The sequence below is a fragment of the Nocardia sp. BMG111209 genome, from assembly GCF_000381925.1.
GTDB lineage: Bacteria > Actinomycetota > Actinomycetes > Mycobacteriales > Mycobacteriaceae > Nocardia.
Map to the genome: position 1 here is coordinate 17,519 of NZ_KB907308.1, position 19,629 is coordinate 37,147.

Here is a 19,629-nt window from a genome sequence, read left to right on the forward strand (position 1 = left end):
TCGATATCATGAAGTAGATCACATCGCGTATCGGGCGCCCAAGTTTCCCGGCTATACGTTGCGTCCCGCACAGCAGCTCATGGCGTCGACCACGATGGCGAGTGTCGGTTTTTGAAAATACAAGCCTTCGCTTACCAGAGGAGTCCGATGGCCGATACGCCCGGCGTACGAAGTGCGCAGCGGCGCGTGTAGATGCTGATCTACGTAAGCCGCCGCTGTGCGCTTGGGCGCATGGTCTCTGAACTGTCACGGGTTGGGCGCGCCGCCGGCCGATGTGCATTTCGAGACGCTGCGGATCTGGATCGAGAAGGCCCTGGCCGACCGTACGTGGCCCGGCAAGCCGGTCGCATCAGGGTTGTCGCCGGCCGAACGCGACGAGTTGCAGAAACTGCGCAGAGAAATTCGAGATCTGAAGCAGGCCAACGAGATTCTCGAGCCGGCGTCGGCTTTCTTCGCGCGGGAACTCGACGGGCGACACCGGTGATCGTCGGGTTCATCGACGAGTACCGCCGGGTCTACGGTGTCGAGTCGATCTGCCGCGCATTGTCCGCGCACGGAGTGCAGATCGCGGCGAGGACCTACCGCAAAGCCCGCCACCGGCCACCATCGGCACGCGACATCGCCGACGCGTATCTGCAGAACGCCCTTCGTGATCTGCGCGAGAAACCCGAGGCGATGTACGGGCGCCGGAAGTTGACCCACTACCAGCGCCGTCAAGGTCACGAGGCTGCGTTCTGCACCGTGGATCGGATCATGGGCGTGCTCGGCCTCAACGGTGTGGTTCGGGGCCGCAAGCAGCGCACCACGATCCCGGGCAAGGACGGTGGGCGTGCCACCGACAAGCTCAACCGCGACTTCACCTCCACCGCACCGAATCTGGTGTGGGTCGCCGACTTCACCCATGTCTCGACCTGGACCGGGTGGGCCTAACCACGGCGGCATCGAAAACCGCGGCACTCGTGACCAGAGCACTCAATTCGCGCTCATGGAACGGGCCGACTGGTACAACAACGCCCGCCTCCACTCACGCCTGGACTATCTCACCCCGGCCGAGTACGAAGCCGCGTACTACGCTCAAAACCCGCCACGTCGACCGGCGCTGGTCTGACACCGAAGCCGGTCCCCAACCCGTGACGGTTCAGTTTCGACACGACGGTGCGGTTGTGGAAGTAGTGTCGTCGGGGTGGCGGCGGTTCAACAGCCGACCCGAACTCCAGCACCGGCCGCAGGCGAATTCTGGCTGCGGGATCTGCCGGGACGATCGTGTCGGCCAGGGCACGGGCCTGTCTCGCGGACAGGAGACGTTTCCCGCCGCCGGGCACCAGCTCCATCAATAGTCGGCGTATCCGGTTCAGTACCTCGGTGCGGGTGCGGCCGAGTTCGTCACGCCGGTCGACCAGCAGACCCAACGCGATAGCTCCGGATCTGCTTGTACCCGAAGCAGATTCGGCGATCGCGAAGCCGCCGACGCGACCGGGACAAACGCATTCCAGCCTCGCCCGCACGGTAATCCGGTGGAACGTAAGCGCCGGCAGACCGTCAGAATACGATCGCGCCGACCGACGCTGCTCTGCCCGATAGAAAAACCTTCGCCACCCACACGAACACTTCGTTGAGACTCGCCCGCCATGCCGAAACATCTTCCACGGCAGCATTACCCGGGACCGGCCGACCGGCTGTCGGATGATCAAACCAACGGCAACACAACGAAATACAACTGTCGGGGTGATCGGAAGGATCAACATTCGGGCAGCTAGCTCGGACAACCGAAGCCACTTGCCGGCCACCGGCGCCGAAACTGAACTGCCCGGTGTGATCGCCGGCTGGGCAGGGTTATGTCGTCGAGGTCCGGAGTGCTCTGGGGTCTGCCTCGACCTCGTCGGGGGCGGGGTGATTGCCGCAGTGCTCGCATACGGTTTCCAGGTGCACCTCGCCGGCGCACTCGCCACGATGTCTGAAGGTGACCGGGGGATCGCTCGGCGCGGCCCATCGGTCGCCCCAGTGGGTGAGGGCGATGACGACCGGTTGGAGCTCACGGCCCTTCGGGGTCAGGACGTACTCGTGGTAGGCCGATCCGGCCGCGTCGGGGCGGCGGGTCATCAGCCCTTCCTCGACGAACCGATCGAGTCGTGCGGCGAGCACGTTGCGGGCGAGTCCTAGTCGCCGCTGGAAGTCCCCGAAGCGGGTCAGTCCGAGGAACAGCGCGTCTCGAATGATCAGCAGGCTCCAGCGCTCGCCGACGATCTCGAGAGCGCGGGCGGCGGAGCAGTCTTGCGTTTCATAGATTCGGCCGAGCATGCAGCCAGCCTAGCGAAAGTGGTTGCATGAAGCTACTGCATCCTGATAACTTGTCCTAGTTGCATCAAGCAACCAGTTCGGCGGATGCGGCTCGCATCCGACCGGCTCTCCGCACAGTCCCCCCGAATGTTCAGGAGTAATACCGTGCTGCTCGAAAACAAGAACGCGATCGTCTACGGAGCCGGCGGAGCGATCGGAAGCGCTGTCGCACAGGCATTTTCCGATGCGGGCGCACGTGTGTTCCTCACCGGTCGCAACCGGACCACGCTCGAGGCCCTCGCGGAAGAAATCCGCGGCGCGGGCGGCGCTGCCGAGGTGGCCGTGGTCGACGCGCTCGATGCCGATGCCGTCGAAGCGCACGCCGACGCGGTGATTCGCGATGCCGGAACCCTCGACGTCTCCTTCAACGCAATCAGCCTGCCGCAGACCGGCATCCAGGGCATCCGACTCGTCGATCTGACACCCGAGAGCTTCGACCGGCCCATCGCCACCTATCCCAGGGCGCACTTCCTGACCGCGAGGGCTGCCGGGCGACGCATGAGCGCACAGGGATCGGGGGTGATCGTGACCATCACGGCGTCGCCGTCGCGGACAGCGACCCCGCGCATGGGCGGGATGGCACCGGCGTGGGCTGCTGTCGAATCGCTGTCGAGAGGTCTGGCCGCCGAACTCGGTCCGCAGGGTGTGCGAGTCGTCTGCATCAATGCGGCGGGCATGCCGGAAACGGCACAGCTCACCGAGGTGTACGGCCTGCACGCCGCCGCCTACGGCATCAGCCACGAAGCGTTCACGGCCCGTATGACCGACCTGACCGTCCGCAAGCAGTTGCCCACGGTCGCGGAGATCGCCGATGTGGCCGTGTTCGTCGCCTCGGACCGGGCCGGCGGCATGACCGGCGCGATCGCCAATGTCACCGGCGGCTTGTTCGTCGACTGACCAGCGCGCCGAACCCGCGGTAGCGCCTCGATCGGCAGGCCACGGCCTCTGGGTCTTCGACGGGTGCTTCGACGAGGGTTGATGCGGCTGGTCCCGACCGTGGTCAGACGGTCGGTTGTTGCGGCTGTTCGTCGGTGGTGTCGGAGACGAGTGCGCGCAGGACCGGGAAGTCGACCACGGGTAGAGCCGAGATCGGGATCTCCCATCTGGCAATCGACCAGGCGAGCGCCAGCAGGTGTCTGCTTCGGCGGGGCGCGGGGCCGGCTGTCGCTGCCGCGACGCGGGTGAGTGCTTCGGCTTGTTCTCGAGGGTCGCGGATGTCCCGGGCCAGCGTCTCGGCGCGGTCTGCGTCGAGGACTGCCACCGCTGTTGCCAGGTCGGCCAGCATGCCGGCTTGTTGTTGTGGGTCGGGGATGTCGCGAGCGAGGGTTGTGGCCTCGTCGATCAGTCGACCACGACGATTCGGGGCGATGACAGATACTGCTTCGATCGCACGGATCAGTACTGCCGTGTGTTGCTGTGGGTCGGGGAGATCGCGGGCGAGGGTTGTGGCCTCGTCGACAAGTCGACCGGCACGGTCGGGGTCGACGGATGCCATCGGCAGGGCCAGGGCGGCGAATATCTCGGCCTGCGTTCCCGGGTCGGGGAGAGCGCGAGCGAATGCCTCGGCACGATCGGCGTCGATCACGGCCGCCGCTTCGATCAACTGTGTGAACACCACTGTCTGTTGCAGTTGATCGGTGATGTCGCCGATCAGGATCGCGGTTTCGCCGATGAGCCGACCGGCGCGGTCGGGGTCGATGCCCGCCACCGCTTCGGCCAGCGCGGCGAGCACCCTGCCTCGCATCGCCGGGTCGGTGAATTCGCGAGCGAGCATCTCCGCGCGATCGGGGTCCGCACCGGCGATCGCTTCGGCCACACCGGCGAGCGCGTAGGTCTGCCACGGGCCCACGATGGTGCGGGCGAGCGTCTCGGCGCGGTCGGGGTCGATGTCCGCTACTGCCTCGGCGATCTCGGCGAGCGCACCGGCCTGTTGTTCGAGGTCGGGGATTGTGCGGGCGAGAGTTTCGGCAAGGTCGGGGTCGATGCGCGCCATCGCTTCGGCCAGTTCGACGAGTGCGGCGGCGTGCGGGCCGGCGTCGACGATGTCGCGGGCGAGGGTCTCGGCATCGTCGGCGAGCCGACCGGCGCGATCGGGGTCGGTGGCGGCCACTTTCTCGGCCACGGCGGCGAGCGCTTCGGCGCGCTGCTCCTCGTACGGGTTGTCGCGCGCAAGGGCCTCGGCACGTTCGGGATCTGCGCCGGCCAGTACTCGGGCCGCGCCGGCAAGGGCGTCGGCCTGCTGCCCTGAATCGGGGAGGGTGCGGGCGAGGGCTTCGACCGCAGTGGCGAGCCGGGCGGCGCGACCCGGGTCGATATTCGCGATGATCTCGGCGACGGTAGCGAGTGCGGCAGCCTGTTGTGCGGGTTCGGGGAGGGTACGGACGATGGTTTCGGCGCGGTCCGGGTCGGCGCCGGCGATGGCCGCGGCCACTCGGCTGAGCGCGTCGGCCTGCCGTTCGGCGGGCAGCGTCCGGACGATCGCCTCGGCGCGGTCGGGGTCCGTGCCCGCCAGCACTTCGGCCACGCGGGCCAGCAGCCCGGCTCGCTGCCCCGGGGCGTAGGAGTCGGCGGCGATGGTCGCGGCTTCTTCGGCGAGCCGACCGGCCCGGCCGGGATCGATGCGCGCGGTCAAGGCGGCGAGGTGGGTCAGCACTTCGGCTTGTTCTCCCCTGGCGGGGTTGTCACGAACGACGGTTTCGGCGCGATCGGCGAGTCGGCCGGCGCGATCGGGGTCGATGCCTGCCACCGCATCCGCGATCCGGGCGAACGCATACGCCTGTGGCCACGGCAACGAGATGCCGTCGGCGATGGCCTCGGCACGGTCGCAGTCCCGACCGGCGACCGCTTCGGCCAGGTCGGCGAGCAGGTGCGCCTGTCGCGCGGGGTCGGCGACCGTACGGATGAGCGCTTCGGCACGGTCGGGGTCGACATTCGCCACCACCCGGGCCAGCCGGGCGATGGCTTCGGCCTGCCGTGTCGGGTCGGGGATACTTCGGGCCGATACCTCCGCACGATCCGCGAGCCGGTCGGCGCGATCGATGTCGGTTCCGGTCACCACTGCTGTGATGCCGGTGAACGCATGCGCCTGGTGCACCGGGTCGGAGATGCTGCGGGCCAGCGCTTCGGCCCGATCGGGATCGCCCAGGCGTGCCCACAGCGGCAGGAGCGACTGCGGAATGCCGGCGTTGCGGTCGTGGAGATGGTCGCGATGGCGTGCGAGACGGGCGGTGACGAGGAGGTCCGGGTCGGGCTGGTCGCAGATGCGCTGCTGCACGGCGCGGATCTCACCGAGTGCGATCTGGTCACCGCCGGTCCGTGCGCGTATCCGGCTGTGGCGGGTGACATCGAGGGCCAGTGCGGTCATCCGCGGCAGGTCGTCGTGTCTGTCCAGGATCGGGAAGTAGCGGCGGAGGAAGAAATCGGGTGTGTCTGCAGGCCAACGCAATTCACGGTAGTGGTCGGCCCAGGCGTGCAGCCGATCGCGGCGGGCCCGCAACCAGGAGGCGCCGAGTCTCTGTTCGGAGGTGCGCTGCAAGGTCTCGTGGGCCAGCACATACACCGGATCCCCCACGCCGTGTGGACCGGCCGGGAACGTGCGGGTACGGAAGCTGCGGCCGGCAACCGTCCGCAGCAGCCCGTCTATCTCGAACGGCGCCATGTCGGTGAGCTCGGTGAGCTCGGATCCGGTCAGGCCGTTGGCGGCGGTGATCAGTGCGAGCAGATCACGGTGTTGAGCGGGTCCGCTCAGCAGGGCATCGAGTTCGGCGACGGCAAGGTCGCGCACATCGGCGGCGAACGGGGACGAGGACAGCGCGTAGCGTCGTGCGCCGGTCAGCGGATGAGTCCTCGATACCCGCAGGCGGGGCCCGTATCGGCTGGCGACGACGACCCGCAGGTTTTCCGGCGGCCGGGCCGGCAGCAGGCTGACGATCGGTGGTTTGCCGGTGTCCTCGTCGAGACCGTCGACGACGAGCACCAGCCGTCGCCCGGCGGTGGCCTCGCGGTCGGCGGCGGTGGTGAGCAATTCGTTGCGCAGGCCGTCCCGGTTGATCGTCGCGGCCGCGATCAGTGCTCGCTGGTCGGGTAGTAGTACCGCGAGCTGGTCGAGAATCGCGGCGGTGAAAGCGGTGTGGTCGTTCTGGTCGGCGAGCCGATCGGTGACGAAGAACGCGATCACGGTGACCGCAGGCGGTGGATACAGCGCGAACCATGCCAGCAGCGCCGATTTGCCCGCCCACGGCCGGGCCCGGATCCACAGGTACGGGTTGCGACCCCGGCAGAACTCGGCCAGGACCTCGAGTTCGCGCTGCCGGCCCTGTAACCCGCCGATCGGGGCGATGAACTCCCGTATCTGCGAGATGTACAGCGACGACCCGCTCAACAGTGCCGCATCCGAGACCACACCGACCTCGAAACGGTTGACGGTGGTGTGGGAGATGCGCAGATCGCCCGCGACCTCCACCCGGTCCAGGTCATAGGTCGGCGCCGCGCCCGGATACTCCCCTGGTGCTGGTGACGCGCTCGAGCCGGGGGTTACCCGAGCGCGTCGAAAGGGTCCTCGCCGGGACTCCCGACGCGCACCCCGCTGATCCTGATCGACCCGCCCGCAGTGACATCGGTGGCGACCACGGCACTTCCCGCTCGGACCGTCACATCGGACACCTCGATATCGCCGCCGGCCTCCGTGCGAATCAGGCCGACTCCCACTGTCGCTGCGGCCTCGGGGGTGTGCTCGGCGACGACTCGCAGCAACTCCGCGGCGGCGGCGCGCACCTGTTCGTCGGCACCGGCACCGGCCCTGCCGAGTTGCTCGGCCAGCAACCGACGCCGCGACGGTTCCGCCGGATCGGATTCGACGCCCGCGATCCGATCCTCGACCACGCCGTAGCGTCGGACGATCAAGCCCTTCAACGCGGTATACGCATCGCGCACAACCTGTTTCGCGGTGTCACCCACCCCCGCGGCAGCGCCCGCAGCGACCGCTGCGGCGATCATCGTCACCGGATCCACCTTGTCGACCTCCCCACTGGGCAGACACGCCGCCGCCTGCCCAAACCTAGCCGAAACCCCAGCCTCGCAACGCCATACGGTCGAAAGCCGGTGAGCCACAGTGGTGGCCTCGGCCGGGCAGTCCCGTGACCTGCGGAGAGTTCCTTTTTCGGGGTCGGGGGACGTCTGTATCGGTGGTGGTGCCGGATGGCCGGGCCGCCAGGACGACTCGCTTCGATCAGAGAGCAGCGGCAGTATGAAATTCAGTCTCTATCTTCCCACCGGGCTGGGGCACGATTTCGCGGGGTACAGCGATCCGGTGGCGGCGTATGAAACCATTGCCGAATTGGCCGGTGCGGCCGAGGAATCCGGGTACGAGACGGTGTGGGTTGCCGATCATTTCGTGCCGTTTCCGGCGGCGCCGGATTATATGTTCGAGAGTTGGACCACGCTGACGGCACTGGCGGGGCGGACCAGTCGGATCCGGGTGGGGCAGATGGTGACCGGGAACAACTATCGCAATCCCGCGTTGCAGGCGAAGATGGCGTCGACGCTGGATGTCGTTTCGCGGGGGCGGTTGACGTTCGGGATCGGGGCGGGCTGGTACGAGGACGAATACACCGCTTACGGTTACCGATTCGACGACGCGCGCACCCGGTTACGGCAACTCGACGAGGCTGCGCACATCATCCGGTCGTTGTGGACCCAGCCGGAGACCAGCTTCGAGGGCGAGCACTATCGGGTGCACAAGGCGCTCAACGAGCCCAAAGGTGTTCAGCGGCCGCATATCCCGTTGTTGATCGCGGGGTCCGGGGAGAAGGTCACGCTGAAGTTGGTCGCTCGCCATGCCGATGCCTGTAATGTCCAGGTGTCGCCGGAGGAGCTGGTGCGCAAGTACGGGATCCTCGAAAGTCATTGTGCGGCAATCGGTCGCGACTATCACAGCATCACCCGCACGTCCTCCAGTTACTGCATCATCGCCGATACCGATGCCGAGGCCCGCGCACAGGTTCCGCCGTGGGCGCCGATGGTTTTTCCCGGTGAGCTGGCCGACTACGGGCTCATCGGCAGCCCGGATACGGTCCGTGAGCGGATCGCCGCCTACGAGGCCGCCGGGGTCGACGAATTGCTGATCAGCTTCCACGAATCCTTGGATCCGGGGGCGGTTCGCGATTTCGCCAAAGAATTCATTCGGTCCTGATCCGGCCGTTCACAATCCGTAGCGGAGGAACGCAGATGCGAAAAGTATTCCAATCCACCATGATCTCGCTCGACGGCGTGATCGATGCCCCCGGCGCGTGGGCGATGCCGTATTTCGACGAGGAGGGCGGGCGGGAGGCGGCGGCACAGCTCCGCCGCAGCGACGCCGTGCTGATGGGCCGCAAGACCTGTCTCGACCTCGCCGCGCAATGGGCGAATGCCGACGGTGAATTCGCCGACGCGATCAACGGGATCACCAAGTACGTGTTCTCCGCCACTCTGACGCAGCCGGTGTGGTCCAATACCCGGCTGATCACTACCGACCCGCTGGCGGCGGTGGCGGAGTTGAAAGCCGAGGGCGACGGGGATCTGACGCTGTACGGCCACGGTCAGCTCGGCCGTGCACTGGTGGAACACGCGCTACTGGACGAGATCAGGCTGCTGGTGCATCCGGTGACGGTGAACTCGTCGGCGCGCGTCTTCACCGTGCCCGAGCGGACTCGGCTGACCCTGCGGGAAAGTCACGCCAGAAAATCCGGGGTCGTCGTGAGCACGTACGGCGTCTCCTACGAGTAGCCGGGAATCCTGGAGGGACAATGGCTTTCGCGGGCTGGACGGCGGCGGCGCCGGAATTCTATGCCGGGCTGGAGCAGGACAATTCGAAGTCCTACTGGTCGGCACACGAGACCACGTACCGATCGGAGGTTCATGCTCCGCTGGCACTGCTGCTCGACGAGATCGAGGGCCTCGGGGCGGGCCGGATCTACCGTCCGCAGCGGGACACGAGGTTCAGCGCCGACAAATCCCCCTACAAGATCGCGGCGTGCGCATCGCTGTACGACGGCGGGATCATCCAGATATCGTCCCGCGGGCTCGCGGTCGGAGCGGGTTGGCAAACCATGGCGCCGGACCAGCTGAAACGATTCCGGGCGGCCGTCGACGACCCGGTCGCGGGCCGGGACCTGTGCGAGGTGATCGCGGCGATGCGCGGCGGCGGCATCGAACTCGAGCCGGGTGACCGGCTGAAGCGGATACCGGCCGGCTATTCCGACGACCATCCCCGGGCCGATCTGCTGCGCCGGAGGGATCTGTTCGTCTGGCGGGAATGGCCGGTCGAGCCGTGGCTGGCGACGGCGGAGGCGAAAGGGCGGATAACCGGATTCCTGACGACGGCCCGGCCGCTGGACGAGTGGCTGACGGCGCGGGTCGGGCCCACCGAGCGGCGGCGCCCGCCGCTGCGCTGAGCGCGGTCGTCCGCATCGCGGCGCGGAATGAGGAAGCCGCGCCCGGTGCGGCGATCGCGCAGGTCCCGATGGCGGCCTGGCCTGGGCAGAGTTACCTTTCATCCGGCGAAGCGGTCGATACTTGCGATGGTTCCGATCTGCGGAGCCCGGCCGCCGGCAGGAGTAGTGGTGACGCGTGAGCGGGACACGGCAGCGTGACGATATCGGGTTCGCGGGCGGCAATACCGGCGCCGCGGACCTGAACGAACGGTTCGTCGCCGATACCGAGGGGTTTCGGCGGGAGTTGCTGGCCCATTGTTATCGCATGGTCGGCTCGGTGCACGAGGCCGAAGATCTGGTGCAGGAGGCCTATATTCGCGCCTGGCGCGGGTACGAGCGGTTCGAGGGCCGGTCGTCGGTGCGCACCTGGTTGTACGCCATCGCCACCAATGTGTGTCTCGATACGTTGCGCGATCACCGGCAGCGGGTGCTGCCCACGGGGCTCGGCGGGCCCTATCGGGGACCGGACATGCCGCCGGATCCCGATGCGGGCGCCGGTGTCGACTGGTTGCAGCCGCTGCCGGACGCACTGGTCGCGCCGGCGGCGGACGAACCGGAATCGCATGTGATCGACCGTGAATCGCTGCGGCTGGCGCTGGTGGCCAGCCTGCAGCATCTGCCGGCGCGGCAGCGGGCGATCCTGATGCTGCGGGATGTGCTGGCCTTCACCGCCGCCGAGACCGCCGCCATGCTCGGCACCACACCGGCCGCGGTGAAGACCGGGCTGCAACGAGCCCGCGATCGGCTCACCCGGCTCGACACCACCGCCGACGTCGTGATCGAACCCACCGACCCGCGCGCACGCGCCCTGCTGGCGGGCTATATCGCCGCCTTCGAGCATTCGGATGTGAGCCTGCTGGAACAGGTTCTCCGCGCGGACGCCACCTTGGAGGCGACGCCGATGAAGAACTGGTACGCGGGCCGGGTGGCCTGCATGCGGCAGCTGGACAGATACGTTCTCGGTGCACCGGGCGACTGGCGCATGCTGCCCACCCGGGCCAACGACCAGCCGGCCGTGGTCACCTACCATCGCGACCCCGGCGGCGTCCTCGTCCCATACGGAATCGCGGTATTGACCCCCACCGCAACCGGTGTCACCAGGGTGGTCGCCTTCCACGACCCCGCGCTGGTCGCCACGTTCGGCTTTCCCCCGGCGCCGCCGCAATTCGGTTCTGCCGCAGGGACTGTCGGATGAACGCCGGTGCGAGCGCCGAAAGCCTCACGCCGACAACGGCTCGGCCTGTTCGGCCTCGATCTCGGCGAAGGCGTTGCCCGCGTGGCCGGCCACGATGCCGCCGTCGACCGGTAGCACCGTGCCGGTGATGTAGGCGGACCGCTCACCGGCGTAGAACACGGTGGCGGCGGCGATGTCCGAGGGGCTGCCCTCGCGCGGCAGTGGCCGGATGGATCGCATGACCTCGCGCAATCGCAGTGTGGCCGACTCGATGTCGTCCAGGTGCCCGAGGGTGCTCGCGAGGATGGGCGTGGGGATCGCGCCCGGTGCGATGCTGTTGACCCGGATTCCGTACTCGGCCAGGTCGATCGCGGCGCATTTGGTGAAGTGGATGACGCCGGCCTTGGCGGCGCGATAGACGGGTTCACCACGCCCGGCGCGGATTCCGCCGATCGAGGTGGTGTTGATGATGGATCCGCCACCGTGGCCGGCCATATATCGGGCGGCGTGCTGGGTGCCGAGCATGACACCCAGGAGATCGACGGCCATCAGGCGGTGGAAGTCGTCCAGCGGCTCGTCGAGCAGGCCGGCGCGCATGGTGGTCGGGATGCCGGCGTTGTTGAGCATGATGTCCAGGCCGCCGAAGCGTGCCACCGTCACGGCGACCAGTTCGGCGACCTGCGCGGCGTCGGAGACGTCGGTCCGCTGGAATGCGACCTCCGGGCCGTATTCGGCGGCCACGGTGGCGCCGAGTTCGCCGTTGATGTCGGCGATGACGACGCGGGCGCCTTCGGCCACGAACGCGTCGACGGTCGTGCGGCCGATTCCGGAGGCGCCGCCGGTGACGATGGCGACCCTGCCGGTCAGTTCGTTTGTCATGGTGATCGATACCTTTCGGATGGCGGGAACGGAAGTCGTTGCCCGCCGGTCTGTTTCGGACGGGCTACCAGGTGACGGGCAGAGCGTGGACGCCGTGGGCGAAAGCGTCCTCCTTGAACTCGATCCGATCGATCGTGGTGGCGAGTCGCAAGGTGGGGATGCGGCGGTACAGCGTGCTGTAGACGACTTGCAGTTCCACGCGGGCCAATTGCTGGCCGACGCACTGGTGGATACCGAATCCGAAGGCGTGGTGCGCTCGCGCCTGCCGGTGCAGGTCCAGGCGCTCGGGGTGCGGGAAGACGGCCGGGTCCCAATTGGCTACCGGCAGCGGGACCACGATGCCGTCGCCCGCGCGGATCGTCTTGCCGCCGACCTCGATGTCCGCCAAGGCGATTCGGCGTAGGCCGTGCTGCGCGATGGACAGGTAGCGCAGCATCTCCTCGACCGCGGCGGCGATCACCGTCGGATCGTCGCTGTCCCGGAACACCGCGAGTTGGTCCGGATCCTGTAGTAGCGCAAGGGTTCCCAGCCCGATCATGTTGGCGCTGGTCTCGTGCCCGGCGATGAGCAGCACGACACCCAGTTGCGCCGCCTCGTCCACGGTGATCTCGCCCGCGGTGACCCGCTCGGCCAGGTCGGAGACCCAGCCCTCCCCCGGTGCGTCCAGCCGCGCGGTGATCAGCCCGGCCAGGTATGCCAGGATCTGCCCGGCGGATCGCGCATTCGCCGCCGCGGTGGCGTTGCGGTCGACCGCGACGGCGGCGTGCCGGTGGAAGAACTCCTTGTCGGCGTAGGGCACGCCCAGGAGTTCGCAGATCATCAGCGACGGCAGCGGCAGCGCCAGCGCGGTGACGAGATCGACGGGATTCGGGCCGGCCAGCATGTCATCGATCAGATCGTCGGTGATCCGCTGGATCGCCGGCCGCAGCGCCTCGACCTTCTTCAGGGTGAACGGGAAGGTCATCAGGCGGCGGAACCGGCTGTGCTCGGGGGCATCGGTGTTGAAGACGGTCGGCGGCCGGTGTTCCAGGGTCTCGGCCATGCCGGCGTTCTGGTGCGGGAAGCCGGGACGGCGCTCGTCGGCGCTGACGCGCGGATCCGACAGCACCACACGCTGTTCGGCGTGGCCGGTGACCAGCCAGTGGGTGCTGCCGTCCCAGATGCGGGTGCGGGATATCGGCTTTTCGGCACCCCGGTCGCGCAGCTGTTCGGGCGGGCCGAACGGGCAGCGGCCGGTGCGGGCGACGGGGAAATCGGGCAGGACGGTCGTGGGCTCGGACATGATCGGACCTTTCGCTGGTTCGCTATTGCCGGAAGGTGATGACGAGGGCCGGGCACACCGCGGCCGCGTCGCGGACGTTGAATTCCTGTTCGGCGGGCGGACTCTCGTCGAGCAGCACCACGATGCCGTCCTCGTCGCGCTGGTCGAACACCTCGGGGGCGCTGGCCACGCACTGGCCGCAGGCGACGCATTTGTCCTGGTCGATGAAGACTTTCATGGGAGTTCTCCTGGTGGATTCCGGTGATGTCAGCGCGCGGCGACGGGAGCGTCCACGACGTCCCGGCGGCGCAGCCTGGTCTGTTTGGGCATGTTCCAGCCGATGACGCCGGTGATCTGCCCGTCGTAGTGGCAGCGGGCGACGAACCTGCGGTCCCGTGGATCGCCGTCGACGAATTCGACCTCGGCATCCGGCGGCAAGGTGCCGTGGACCTGGATCCTGGCGTCGAATTGATCGGTCCAGAAATACGGGATCGGGGTGTAGGGCATCGTGGCGCCCAGGATCGCGGCGGCGACCACGGCCGCCTGCTCGGTGGCGTTGGTGCGGTTCTCCAGCCGGACCAACGCACCGGCCCGCTGGTGGTGGAAGCGGGCGACGTCGCCGGCGGCGTAGATACCGGGGGCGGCCCGGCAGTACGCGTCGGACACCACGCCGTCGTCCAGGGTCAGTCCGCTGTCCGTGAGCCATTCCGTGGCGGGAGTCGCGCCGATCGCGACCACGACCACATCGGCGGGCAACTCCTCGCCGGTGTCCAGGTGCACGCCGGCCACGCGACCGTCGCGGTACCTCAGTGCGGTGACGCCGGTGCCCAACCGCAGGCGGACACCGTGGTCGGTGTGCAGGTCGCCGAGCAGCGCCGCCAGCCGGGGACCGAGTTGTCCGGCCATGGGTGCCGAGCGCGGGCCCACGAGGGTGACGTCCAGGCCCGATTGCTTTGCGGTGGCGGCGATTTCGGAACCGAGCACGCCCTCACCCACGACCACGAGCCGGTCGGCGGTGAGCAGGTCCGCACGCAGGGCCTGTGCGTCGGCGAGGGTGCGCAGGACGTGCACGCCCTCGGTCGCGGTGGCCCCGAACAGGGTTCGCGGACGCACACCGGTTGCCACCACGACGGCCTCGGCGGCCAGGGAGCGGCCGGATTCGGTGTGGACGGTCCGTTGCCCGACATCCAGCGCCGCCGCCGGGTCGCCGAGCACGAACTCGATGTTCAGCCGGCCCAGGTGGTCGGCCGGACGAAGCCGGGTCCGTATCGGCTCCCAGGCGCCGGCGAGTACCTGTTTGGACAGCGGCGGGCGGTCGTAGGGCAGTTCGGGTTCGGCTCCCAGCAGCGTTATGCGACCCTGATATCCGTTGCGGCGCAAGGCTTCCGCGGTGGACAAACCGGCGGCTGAGGCGCCGACCACCAGGACGGCGGCGGGTACGGTCATCGGGCTTTCCTCCTGATGCGGGGCGGTGATTCGCTGGTATCGACGATTCCGTCTCCAGCGCCCGGCAACGAGAGGGCACAGTCCCGAACTCGGGGTGTAGCGGACTACACCACGCGGCGGTCACCGGCTCGACCACACACCCGAGGCGGGGTCGGGCGGGCGATGACGGCCGCGTTCCACCGACCGATCGCGGCGGCGACCGTGAACGAGTCCGGGCGCGGCGGCAGTACGAACTCGATCAGGGTGCGGGTCGGCAGCACTCTGCCCGGCCACGATCGTGAGCAGCGGGCAGCGTGCTGCCCGGACACGCGGCGCTGGACGCGGGCCGCGATTCGGTAGGGCGGGTCAGAAGTAGGTCGGCATGCGGGGGACGTAGGGCTGTTCGAGCGCGTGGATCTCGTCGTCGGTCAGTTCGATATCCAGGGCCGCGACCGCGTCGGTCAGGTGGTGGACCTTGGTGGCGCCGACGATCGGTGCGGAGACGACCGGGTTCTTCAGGACCCAGGCCATGCCGATCTGCGCCATCGAGACGCCGCGGGCGTCGGCGATCTTCTGCACGGCGTCGACGATGGCCCGGTCGGAGTCCAGGAACAGGGGGCGACCCCACGGGTCGATATCGGGGTTGACCTGGGCGCGGGCCGTCGAACCCTCGCCCCAGGGGCGGGCCACCCGGCCGCCGGCCAGCGGGCTCCACGGGATCGAGCCGACGCCCTGATCGGCGAGCAGGCCGAACATCTCGCGCTCCTCCTCGCGGTGGATCAGGCTGTACTGGTCCTGCATGGCGACGAACCGGGTCCAGCCGTGCGTATCCGCGGCGTGCTGCATGGTGGCGAACCGCCACGCCCACATCGACGAGGCGCCGATATAGCGGGCCTTACCCGCCTTGACCACGTCGTGCAGCGCCTCCATCGTCTCCTCGACCGGGGTCTGCGGGTCGAAACGGTGGATCTGGTACAGGTCGACGTAGTCGGTGCCGAGGCGGCGCAGGGAGGCGTCGATCTGTTCCATGACGGCCTTGCGCGACAGGCCCGAGCCACCCGGGCCCGGATGCATCGGCATGTACAGCTTGGTGGCCAGCACGACGTCCTCGCGCGTGGTGTACGTGCGGATCGCGCGGCCGACAGTTTCCTCGGAGGTGCCCAGGGCGTAGATGTTCGCGGTGTCCCAGAACGTCACGCCGAGTTCGACGGCCTGGCGGAAGATCGGCTCGGCCGCGTCGTCGTTCAGCACCCAGGGCATGCGCTTGGCCGGGTCGCCGAAGCTCATGCAGCCCAGCGCGATTCGGCTGACCTTCAGTCCCGAGTTTCCCAGGCGGGTGTACTGCACGGCCGACTCCTCTGCTCGCTGAATTCGATTCGAGGCGGGCCGCCGGGTGCCCGTCCGCTGGCGGAATCGAGCATACGCCCGACGCCGCGAGAGCGATCTTCCCTAAAAGCTACCGGTGGACTATATTCCGTTGGTAGGAAATCTTGACGCGGCATCGAACGGAGATACCGATGGGCGAAGCAGCGCGTCTGGCAACGATCTACGATGTCGCGGGGGCGGCGGGTGTCTCGCCCTCGACCGTTTCGCGAGTTTTCTCCCGGCCCGGCGTGGTCAGCGCGCATACCGCGGAGCGGGTCCGGACGGTGGCCGCGGACCTCGGATACCGGGCGCAGTCGCCCACGGGTGAGCATCGGAGGACTCGCGCCGGCACGATCGCGCTCGTCGTACCGGATGCCACCAACCCCTGGTACTCGAGCATGATGCGCGGCTTCGAGGCCGCCGCGGCCGACGCCGGGTATACGACCCTGCTGGCGGATACCCGGGAATCCCAGGCGACCGAGCGAGCGGCGCTCGAACGCGTCCTGCCGAATGTGGACGGAATCATCCTGGCCGGTTCACGAATGAACGACCGGGCGATACGGACGGTCGCGAAACAGCGACCGACCGTCTTGCTGAACCGGATCGCCTCGGGCAACCATTGCGTCGTTCCCGACACCGACTCCGGCGTGCGTGACGCGATGGCGCATCTGCGGGGCCTGGGCCACACCGCGGTGACCTACGCCGGTGGGCCGGAGGAATCGTGGGACGACGGGGCGCGGTGGCGGGCGATCCTCCGGCTGGGATCGGAATTCGATATCGCCGGCACCCGAATCGGGCCGTTCCCACCGACTTTGGCCGGTGGGCTCGCCGCGGCGGCCGACATCGAACGGCAGCGGCCGACGGCGGTGATCACCTACAACGATCTGCTGGCGATCGGCCTCATCCGGGGGCTGGCGGCCGCGGGACTGCGGGTACCCGGGCAGATCAGCGTCATCGGATTCGACAACGTGTTCGCGGGCGAACTCTGCCATCCGGCGCTGACCACCGTCGCAATGCCGTTGCGCCGCATGGGTATCACCGCGTTCCGGCAGTTGCATCGGCTGATGCGTGGCGACCCGATCGGCCCCTCACGACATTTCATGGTGCCCGACACCCGCTTGATCGTGCGTGAATCCACCGGGCCCGGCAGAGATACCGGCGCGACGACGATCGCTGCCGAGAAAGAGCAACCGTGACAGAGACATTCAGCGCCTCGATGATCACCGCGGATGTGCCGCGGGACTGTGCGCCGTTGCTGCGCAAGGAATTCGACCTCGATTCCGGGCACGGCGAGGTGACCGGCGCGCTCCTGTTCGCCACCGCACTCGGGCTGTGCGAGATGACCCTCAACGGGAAACCGGTCGCCGGCGACGTGCTCACACCGGGCTGGAGCAGCTACGAGTGGCGTGTGCGTTATGCCCGATGGGATGTCACCGGCCTCGTCGCGCAGCGCAATGTGCTCGGGATCCTGATCGGGAACGGCTGGTACGCGGGCCATCTCGGATTCTTCGGCACCAAGGGGCTCTACGGTACCCAGCGGTCCGCATGGGCCGAGCTGCGAATCACGTTCACGGACGGCCATATTCAGACCGTCGGCACCGACGGCAGCTGGCGCTCGGGCCCCGGCGCCGTCCTCGCGGACGACCTCTACCAGGGTCAGACGATCGACGCACGCCTGCTCGACGACGCCTGGACCCGCACCGACGCGGAGCTGCCCGGGTGGACCGGTGTGCGCATCGTCGAATTCGACCACGAGCGGCTCACCCCTTATCTGGGGCCGGGGGTGGTTCGTCGGGAGGAAATCGCTCCGCAGCGGATCTGGAATTCGCCGTCGGGGAAGATGCTGATCGACTTCGGTCAGAATCTCGTCGGATGGATTCGGATGCGGACCCGCGGGCCCGCCGGACAGCAGGTCGTGATCCGGCACGCCGAGGTCCTCGAACACGGTGAACTCGCGGTACGTCCCTTGCGCACGGCCGAGGCCACCGACACCTTCATTCTCAGCGGCGGCGACGATATCTTCGAGCCGACCCTCACCTTCCACGGATTCCGATACATCGAGGTCAGCGGCTGGAGCGGGACCACGGAGGCGCTCGGCGACGCCGTGCGCGCGGTGGTGATCGGTTCCGAACTGGAGCGCATCGGCTCCTTCGAATGCTCCGATCCGCTGTTGAATCAGCTGTATTCGAACATCGTCTGGAGTATGCGCGGCAACTTCGTCGACCTGCCCACCGATTGCCCGCAACGCGACGAGCGGCTGGGGTGGACCGGTGATATCGCGGTCTTCGCCGAGACCGCCGCCGACCTCTACGACGTGGATCTGTTCCTCCGGGACTGGCTCCTGGATCTGGCGGCCGAACAGCGGCACGCCGGCGGACGGATTCCGGTGGTGATTCCCGACTGCCTCAAATTCCTGGACATGGCACCCCTGCGCCCGCAGCTCGACGAAGCGGCCGACGGGGTGCCGGTGGTGGCGTTGTGGAACGACGCCGTCTGCTGGGTGCCGTGGGCCCTGTGGGAGGCCTACGGTGATCCGGAAGTGCTTCGGCAGCAATATGATTCGATCTCGTCCTACGCGCGGCGGATCGGTGCGGCGCTGTCCGGTCGCGGATTGCTGGAAAGCGGTACCCAGCTCGGTGATTGGCTCGATCCCACCGCCCCACCGGAAACGCCGCAGCGGTCCAAGGCCGACCCGTACGTCGTCGCGACGGCGTGCGTGTACCGATCCGTGCGGATCGCCTCGCGGACAGCGCAACTGCTGGGGCACCTCGACGACGCCGAGGAGTTCGCCGGACTCGCCGACCGGATCCGGGCGGCGTTCGGCAAGTACCACGTCACCGACGGCCGGATCACCAGCGACGCGACATCGGTGTACGCGCTGGCCATCTGCCTCGGGCTGCTCGACGCCGACGATCTCCGGGCCGCCGGTGACCGGCTGGCCGAACTGACCGCGGCCGCCGGTCACCACATCACCACCGGATTCGCCGGTACCCCGTTCATCCTGCGCGCGCTCACCGAGACCGGGCATTCGGAGACGGCGTATCGGCTGCTGCGGCAACAGGAATGCCCGTCGTGGCTGTATCCGGTCACCATGGGCGCGACCACGATGTGGGAGCGCTGGGACTCGATGCTGCCCGACGGCACCGTCAACCCGGGCGAGATGACCAGCTTCAATCACTACGCCTTCGGCGCCGTCGGCACCTGGCTGCATCGCGTGGCCGGCGGCCTCGGCCCGCTCGAACCCGGGTATCGGAAGATCCTCGTCGCGCCGTGTCCCGGCGGGCAACTCACCTGGGCGCGAACCGAATTGCGGACACCGCACGGCCGGGCCGAGGTCCGGTGGGAACTCGACGGCGGCACGCTGTCCGTCACCGCCACCATCCCGGAGGGCACCACCGCGGTCGTCCGCATTCCGGGTGCGGAGGAAGTCACCGTGACCGGCGGACTTCACCGATTCACCACGCGCCCAACGGCGTAACGCCACGGCGGACAGTCCGCCGTGGCCGGATCGTGGGACATCCGCCGATCGGTCACCCTCCGCGCGGGCCCGGGAGCTGAGCGGGGGCGGCAGGCGTGCATTCCACGTGCAGCTTCGTCACGCCGCGCAGGATGAAGGTGCGCAGGTAGTTGTATCGGCGGTCGGCGGCGGGGCCGTGATGTTCCTCCGAGATGCCGTCGAAATCTGTGGACATGGTCACCCTGCCTGGAGTGTCGGT

At 68.2% G+C, this 19,629-nt stretch carries 20 protein-coding genes; 10 read left to right on the forward strand and 10 right to left on the reverse strand.

What is annotated here, in order from left to right:
- Positions 1 to 253: 253 nt before the first annotated feature.
- From G361_RS44650 to G361_RS51875, 3 genes are read left to right on the forward strand one after another with little or no spacing between them, the layout of a single operon-like run.
- Positions 254 to 484 carry a transposase gene (locus G361_RS44650; RefSeq protein ID WP_019929558.1) on the forward strand — a complete coding sequence of 77 codons (231 nt, stop codon included), beginning with the start codon at positions 254 to 256 and terminating at the stop codon, positions 482 to 484.
- A complete protein-coding gene (locus G361_RS0123485) occupies positions 481 to 930 on the forward strand; it encodes an IS3 family transposase (protein WP_019929559.1) in 450 nt (149 codons plus the stop codon). Before G361_RS44650 ends, G361_RS0123485 begins: the two co-directional genes overlap by 4 nt.
- The gene (locus G361_RS51875; protein WP_369797920.1) at positions 902 to 1,108 is read left to right on the forward strand and encodes an IS3 family transposase; all 207 of its coding nucleotides are present in this window, start codon (positions 902 to 904) and stop codon (positions 1,106 to 1,108) included. Before G361_RS0123485 ends, G361_RS51875 begins: the two co-directional genes overlap by 29 nt.
- Here G361_RS51875 and G361_RS49675 read toward each other — a convergent pair.
- Positions 1,041 to 1,409: a hypothetical protein gene (locus G361_RS49675; protein WP_155981750.1), complete on the reverse strand. Its 369-nt coding sequence runs from the start codon at positions 1,407 to 1,409 to the stop codon at positions 1,041 to 1,043. The genes G361_RS51875 and G361_RS49675 overlap by 68 nt on opposite strands.
- A gap of 424 nt (positions 1,410 to 1,833) precedes the next feature.
- Entirely contained in the window at positions 1,834 to 2,298 is a 465-nt protein-coding gene (locus tag G361_RS0123490; protein WP_019929560.1) for a helix-turn-helix domain-containing protein, read from the reverse strand.
- Positions 2,299 to 2,382: 84 nt separating this feature from the next.
- Here G361_RS0123490 and G361_RS0123495 point away from each other — a divergent pair, with 84 nt between their 5' ends.
- A complete protein-coding gene (locus tag G361_RS0123495) occupies positions 2,383 to 3,234 on the forward strand; it encodes an SDR family NAD(P)-dependent oxidoreductase (RefSeq protein ID WP_231387082.1) in 852 nt (283 codons plus the stop codon).
- A gap of 103 nt (positions 3,235 to 3,337) precedes the next feature.
- Here the strand turns inward: G361_RS0123495 and G361_RS0123500 are convergent, their stop codons facing one another.
- Positions 3,338 to 6,799, reverse strand: a complete 3,462-nt coding sequence (locus G361_RS0123500; protein WP_019929562.1) for a hypothetical protein — start codon at positions 6,797 to 6,799, stop codon at positions 3,338 to 3,340.
- Between the two features lie 71 nt (positions 6,800 to 6,870).
- Complete coding sequence (locus tag G361_RS0123505; protein WP_155981751.1) at positions 6,871 to 7,338, reverse strand: hypothetical protein; 468 nt, start codon at positions 7,336 to 7,338, stop codon at positions 6,871 to 6,873.
- A 244-nt stretch (positions 7,339 to 7,582) separates the two neighbouring features.
- On the opposite strand from G361_RS0123505, the gene G361_RS0123510 reads away from it, so the two are divergent.
- From G361_RS0123510 to G361_RS0123525, 4 genes are all read left to right on the forward strand, one after another.
- Positions 7,583 to 8,527: an LLM class F420-dependent oxidoreductase gene (locus tag G361_RS0123510; protein WP_019929564.1), complete on the forward strand. Its 945-nt coding sequence runs from the start codon at positions 7,583 to 7,585 to the stop codon at positions 8,525 to 8,527.
- 35 nt (positions 8,528 to 8,562) lie between these two features.
- The gene (locus tag G361_RS0123515; RefSeq protein WP_019929565.1) at positions 8,563 to 9,102 is read left to right on the forward strand and encodes a dihydrofolate reductase family protein; all 540 of its coding nucleotides are present in this window, start codon (positions 8,563 to 8,565) and stop codon (positions 9,100 to 9,102) included.
- A 20-nt stretch (positions 9,103 to 9,122) separates the two neighbouring features.
- Positions 9,123 to 9,770 carry a DUF2461 family protein gene (locus tag G361_RS0123520; RefSeq protein WP_019929566.1) on the forward strand — a complete coding sequence of 216 codons (648 nt, stop codon included), beginning with the start codon at positions 9,123 to 9,125 and terminating at the stop codon, positions 9,768 to 9,770.
- Positions 9,771 to 9,945: 175 nt separating this feature from the next.
- Positions 9,946 to 11,004 (forward strand): RNA polymerase subunit sigma-70, encoded by a 1,059-nt coding sequence (locus G361_RS0123525; protein ID WP_019929567.1) that lies wholly within the window; start codon positions 9,946 to 9,948, stop codon positions 11,002 to 11,004.
- A gap of 24 nt (positions 11,005 to 11,028) precedes the next feature.
- On the opposite strand, the gene G361_RS0123530 is transcribed toward G361_RS0123525, so the two are convergent.
- From G361_RS0123530 to G361_RS0123555, 5 genes are all read right to left on the reverse strand, one after another.
- Positions 11,029 to 11,862, reverse strand: a complete 834-nt coding sequence (locus tag G361_RS0123530; protein WP_019929568.1) for an SDR family NAD(P)-dependent oxidoreductase — start codon at positions 11,860 to 11,862, stop codon at positions 11,029 to 11,031.
- Positions 11,863 to 11,926: 64 nt separating this feature from the next.
- Positions 11,927 to 13,144, reverse strand: a complete 1,218-nt coding sequence (locus tag G361_RS0123535; protein ID WP_019929569.1) for a cytochrome P450 — start codon at positions 13,142 to 13,144, stop codon at positions 11,927 to 11,929.
- Positions 13,145 to 13,166: 22 nt separating this feature from the next.
- Entirely contained in the window at positions 13,167 to 13,361 is a 195-nt protein-coding gene (locus tag G361_RS0123540; protein WP_019929570.1) for a ferredoxin, read from the reverse strand.
- 29 nt (positions 13,362 to 13,390) lie between these two features.
- Complete coding sequence (locus G361_RS0123545; RefSeq protein WP_019929571.1) at positions 13,391 to 14,569, reverse strand: NAD(P)/FAD-dependent oxidoreductase; 1,179 nt, start codon at positions 14,567 to 14,569, stop codon at positions 13,391 to 13,393.
- A gap of 345 nt (positions 14,570 to 14,914) precedes the next feature.
- On the reverse strand, positions 14,915 to 15,895 hold the full coding sequence (locus G361_RS0123555) for an aldo/keto reductase (RefSeq protein ID WP_019929573.1): 981 nt from the start codon (positions 15,893 to 15,895) through the stop codon (positions 14,915 to 14,917).
- A 170-nt stretch (positions 15,896 to 16,065) separates the two neighbouring features.
- On the opposite strand from G361_RS0123555, the gene G361_RS44660 reads away from it, so the two are divergent.
- Both G361_RS44660 and G361_RS0123565 read left to right on the forward strand, forming a co-directional pair.
- Positions 16,066 to 17,109: a LacI family DNA-binding transcriptional regulator gene (locus G361_RS44660; RefSeq protein WP_019929574.1), complete on the forward strand. Its 1,044-nt coding sequence runs from the start codon at positions 16,066 to 16,068 to the stop codon at positions 17,107 to 17,109.
- On the forward strand, positions 17,106 to 19,391 hold the full coding sequence (locus tag G361_RS0123565; protein WP_019929575.1) for a family 78 glycoside hydrolase catalytic domain: 2,286 nt from the start codon (positions 17,106 to 17,108) through the stop codon (positions 19,389 to 19,391). Before G361_RS44660 ends, G361_RS0123565 begins: the two co-directional genes overlap by 4 nt.
- Before the next feature lie 52 nt (positions 19,392 to 19,443).
- Here the strand turns inward: G361_RS0123565 and G361_RS49680 are convergent, their stop codons facing one another.
- Entirely contained in the window at positions 19,444 to 19,605 is a 162-nt protein-coding gene (locus G361_RS49680) for a hypothetical protein (RefSeq protein ID WP_155981752.1), read from the reverse strand.
- Positions 19,606 to 19,629: the final 24 nt, after the last annotated feature.